Origin of the sequence: Streptomyces sp. NPDC059564 (assembly GCF_042735575.1) — a bacterium.
In the GTDB taxonomy this organism is placed as follows: Bacteria; Actinomycetota; Actinomycetes; order Streptomycetales; family Streptomycetaceae; genus Streptomyces.
The window spans coordinates 1-4,753 of record NZ_JBHWBP010000475.1; the positions used below are offsets into that span (position 1 = coordinate 1).

Consider the following 4,753-nt stretch of genomic DNA (forward strand, 5'->3'; position numbering starts at 1 on the left):
CACCTCCCCTCGGTAGCTGGTGGAGGACGGGCGGGGAGGGGCGAGCCCCTCGCAGAGGGAGACGCTAGGGGCGGGCCGGGCCCGACAGGTTGGTGGCCTGTGGGCGGGGGGCGTCGACGTCCCCCGACACCGCGAGCCAGCTCCCGACCCCCACCGCCACGGCCAGCGCCACCGCGGACGCGCTCAGCACCAGCCTCCGCTTCCGCGCAGCCTCCGCACGGTGCCGCGCCGACCCCGGCCGGTGCCCGCCGGCCGGCCGCGGGACCCGGGCCGTGCCCAGCGCCCCGCCGGCCAGCTCGTCCGGCCCCGGCACCCGCATGGAGGTGTGGGTGTCCCGGTTGGAGTCCGTCGCGGACCCCGGCACCAGCGGAACCACCCCCCGCCGCCGCACGGGCGACTCCGCCGGTTCCTCCGAAGGCTCCGGCTCCGCTTCCGCGTCGTCCGGTTCGTCCACGTCCAGCGGCGGCATCCCGGCCAGCAGTGGCAGCAGCTCCCGCAGCCGGACGGACAGCTCCGAGGCCCGCAGCCGGGAGGCCGGAGCCTTGGCCAGGCACTGGACCATCAGCTGCCACAGCTCGTCGGGGATCCCCGGCAGCGGGACCACGGTCTCGGTGACGTGCCGCCGCAGCACCGCACCCGGGTGCCCGCCGCCGAAGGGGGTGAACCCGGCGAGCAGCTCGTACAGGACGGTGGCCAGGGCGTATATGTCGACGGCCGCCCGCGGTGGCAGGCCTTCCACTATTTCCGGCGCGAGGTAGTCCGGCGTCCCGATGATCCGGGTGGTCGGCGCGGTGGCCCGCCCCCCGGAGGCCCGCCGGGGGGAGTCGATGAGCTTGGCGACGCCGAAGTCGGTCAGCAGCGCGGGGTGCGCGCCGCCCGGCCCGAGCGGGCCCTGCATGTCGAGGAGGACGTTCTCCGGTTTGACGTCCCGGTGGACGACGCCCGCCGCGTGGGCCGCGGCCAGCGCGTCCGCGACGTCCGCGACGATGGCCACGGCCGCCTCGGGGGCGAGCCGCCGCTCGCGGTCGAGGCGCGTGCGCAGGTCCGTACCGCGGACGAGGTCCATGACGAGGGCGAGGTCGTTGCCGTCCACGACGAGGTCGCGGACGGACACGACGTGGGGGTGGTCCAGGCCGAGCAGCGCACTGCGCTCCTGGACGAAGCGTCCGACCAGCTCCTGGTCCGAGGCGAGGTCCTCGCGCAGCAGTTTGACGGCGACGGGCCCGTCAGGCCCCTCGCCCAGCCACACCGTGCCCGCGCTGCCGCGCCCCAGGATCTGATGCGCGGTGTACCGGCTGCCGATCTTCCGTGCCACGACTGCTCCCTCAGCGGCTGGCGTACGCGACAAAGCTACGCGGCCGAATGGGGGTTGAGCGCTCCGGATCGCGGCGACCTTCACTTCTGCGGGCGAAATCACGTCCCGGATGTCGACAAATCCACGAAGTCGGCGCCACGGGGCCGCGACCGCGGCCCCGTGGCGGAGCGTCAGGGGGTGCCCCCGCCGCTCGTCGAGTCTCCGATCGAGCCGATGAAGTCGGCGGCCTGGGTGCCCCAGCTCCAGACCTGGTCCCACCAGTTCTTGCCTGTGCCGACCCATTCCTGGAGCGGGGTGAGCTCCCAGACCAGCCAGCCGCCGATGAACAGCAGCAGGATCATGACCAGGCAGCCCTTGAGGCAGCCGAGGCCCGGGATGCGGACCGGGTTGGCGCTGCGCCGGCGCGGCTCGCGGGGTTCGCGCGGCGCGGGCGCGGGCCGCTGCGGCTGCGGGGCCTGCGGCGCCGGCTGAGGCCGGTGCTGCTGAGGAGGCGGCTGCGGCGGCTGGTACTGCGGGGGCTGCTGCGGCTGCTGGTACTGCGGGGGCTGCTGCGGCTGCTGGTACTGCTGCGGCTGGTAGTGCTGCGGCGGCGGGTGAGGCTGCTGGTACTGCTGCGGCGGAGGCGCCGGGCGGTACTGCGGAGGCTGCTGCGGCTGCTGGTACTGCTGCTGCGGCGGGCGCGGCTGGTGCTGCGGAGGCGGCGGGGCCTGGCGCTGGGGGCGGCGGCGCAGGGGGTCCTCGCTCGGGTCGAGGTACTGCATCTGCGTCTGCTCGTTGCGGTCCCGGGCGGCCCGCATCTGCGACTCCCACGGGTGCGGGGCGTCGGGCCGCTGCACCGGGGGCATCACGGAGGTCGGGTCGGCGGCGCCCGGCGTACCGGGACCGCCGGTGCTGGGCAGCACGGTGGTGGCGTCGGCCCCGCCGACCGGCGGCAGCACGCTGGTCATGCCGTTCGGGTCGTACGCGCCCATCGGCGAGGCGGGGGCCCCGGCGGGCAGCGCCCGCGTCGGGTCGGCGGCGCCGGGGACGGTGGGGACGGGCGCGGGCGAGGGGTCGGGCACGAGCAGGCCGCCGACGCCGAGCGCGGCCTCGACCTCGTCGGGCGAGGAGTGCACGCGGATGCCGGAGGCGACCACGCGCAGGCCGCGGGCGAGGTTCTCGGCGCTGGGGCGCTCGTCGGGCTCCTTGCGCAGGCAGCGCTCGATGACGATCCACAGCGGCTCGGGCAGGGTCGCGGGGCGCTGGGGCTCCTCGCTGAGGTGCCGGTGGAGCACCTCCAGGGCGGTGCCGCCCGCGAAGGGCGGGCGCCCGGTGACGAGCTCGTAGAGCAGGATGCCGGCGCCGTAGATGTCGACGGCGGAGGTCTGCGGGCGGCCCTCGGCGGACTCGGGCGCCACGTAGGCGGGGGTGCCGACGAACTCGTGGGTCCGGGTCAGGCCCGGGGAGTCGGCCAGGCGCGCGATGCCGAAGTCGGTGAGCATCGGCTTCATCTGGCCGCCGCGCTCGTCGAGCAGCACGTTGGCGGGCTTCAGGTCGCGGTGGACGACGCCGTCGGCGTGGCTGGCGGCGAGCGCGTCCGCGATCTGGGCGGTGAGCAGGCAGGCGGCGACCGGGCTGAAGGGGCCGTTCGCGCGAATGTACTTGTGCAGGTCCGGGCCGTCGATCAGGTCCATGACCAGGGCCAGCAGGTCCCCCTCGACGACGAGGTCGCGGGTGCGGACGATGTTGGGGTGGGTCAGGCGCAGCAGGACGGAGCGCTCGCGCAGGAAGCGCATGACGATGTCCGCGTCCTGGGCCAGCTCCTCCTTGAGCACCTTGATGGCCACGGTCTCGCCGGGCTGCCCGGCGACGGCTGCCTCCGCGCCGGCGGTCTCCCGCTGGCGGGCACGCCAGACAGTGCCCGTGGCGCCGCGTCCGAGCGGCTCCTCGAGCAGGTACTTGCTGCCGACTGGCCGCACGTCTCGCGCTCCCCTGCTGTCGTGTTCGTCGGGTCTTTCCCGGAGTGTTTCGGCTGATTCCGCTGTACGGGTTTCCGGCCCAACTCTAGGGGGTGTCCCCGGGGAAGACGCGGGCCGGAGGAGGTTGGTTGCCGCACATATGTGCGAAGGGTGAGTTTTGCGGGGTATGCCGGAGGCGATTTTGCGCAGCTCGGTGTCCGTATTTGTACGACGGGCGGACCGCCCCGCGATCGATCAAGATCATTTGTCTGCGGGTGCCGGGCGTGTCGTACGCGACAGGTGCGAGGATGCACCCGTACGGAACGGCCGGGGCGGGAGCCCGGCCTTCCGGCAGACCTGACCGGACGACGCGTCCGTGCCGGGCGGGGGGTGTTCGGGCAGGCGTGTCCCGCCGTTCCCCTGCCGGGCGCGCGCACGCACCGCGCACCGCGCGCTCGCGCTCCGCGCAGAAGGGACCGCTGACGGCGATGCAGATCCGGCTGACCGTCCTCGGGCCGCGCAGCGGCCACCAGGCCTCCACCGCGCCGGCCGGCTGTGACGTGCTCGTCACGGCGCCCGCCGGTACCGCGCTGGCCGCGGTCGCCTCCGGGCTCGCGGCGACCGTCGGCGGACCCGACACCGGCGGCACGGTGGTGCTGTACGCCGGTTCGCGGCGGCTCGACCTCCAGCGGGCCGTGCTCGGGGAGCCGCCGCTGGTGGACGGGGCGGTGCTGGCGCTGCACGCCCCAGCGGCGGACGCCGACGCCGATGCCGGTGTCCCGTTGGGCGAGGGCCCCGGCGCGCCGCAGCTGCACGTGGTGGCGGGGCCCGACGCGGGCGGGGTCCACCTGCTGCACCCCGGAGCCGTCCGGATCGGCCGCTCGGCGGACGCGGACGTGCCGCTGGACGACCCTGACGTGTCGCGGCTGCACTGCGCGGTGACCGTGATGCCGGACGGCCGGGTGGCCGTGGCCGACCTCGGCTCGACGAACGGCACCACCCTCGACGGTGCCCCGGTGGGGGTCCGGGCGGTCCCGCTGCCGCCGGGCGCGCTCCTGCGCATCGGCGAATCCACCCTCCGCCTGGCCGCCGGCTCCGCCCGCCCCCTCCCGGTGACCCCGGACCAGGAGGGCCACCTCTCCCTCCCGACCCCCTCGGCCGGCAGCCCGGGCCCGGCCCGGCGCTCCGGCTCCGCAGCCCCCGGCACGGACCCGGAGACGGGTGGCCGGGCCCCGGCCGGGCGGTCCGCCGCCGCGGGCCCCGGCCAGGACCCGCAGACGGGTGGCGGCCCGGGCGCGGCCCGGCGCGCCGGGGCCTTCGGCGAGGGCCCGGGCTCCGGCGGGTCCGGGGCCCGGGAGTCCTTCCCCCACCCCGCCCCTTCCCGAAACGGGGGCTCCGCCCCCGACCCCGACATGGGACTCCGCCCCGGCACCCCCCGCCCGGGCACCCCCGGCACGGGCGACCCCGGCGCGGGCGACCCCGGCGCGGGATGGCACGGCAG

3 protein-coding genes are annotated in these 4,753 nt (G+C 76.3%); 1 reads left to right on the plus strand and 2 read right to left on the minus strand.

Annotated elements, in window-relative coordinates; all coding sequences use genetic code 11:
• Nucleotides 1-64: 64 nt before the first annotated feature.
• Nucleotides 65-1,315, minus strand: coding sequence for a serine/threonine-protein kinase (locus ACFV0Q_RS38440; protein ID WP_385012332.1), 1,251 nt, complete (start codon nt 1,313-1,315; stop codon nt 65-67).
• A 170-nt stretch (nt 1,316-1,485) separates the two neighbouring features.
• A complete protein-coding gene (locus ACFV0Q_RS38445) occupies nt 1,486-3,273 on the minus strand; it encodes a protein kinase (protein WP_385012333.1) in 1,788 nt (595 codons plus the stop codon).
• A 383-nt stretch (nt 3,274-3,656) separates the two neighbouring features.
• Between ACFV0Q_RS38445 and ACFV0Q_RS38450 the strand changes: the two genes are divergently transcribed.
• Nucleotides 3,657-4,753, plus strand: a 1,097-nt coding sequence (locus ACFV0Q_RS38450) for an FHA domain-containing protein (RefSeq protein WP_385012335.1), incomplete at its 3' end; no start/stop codon positions are given.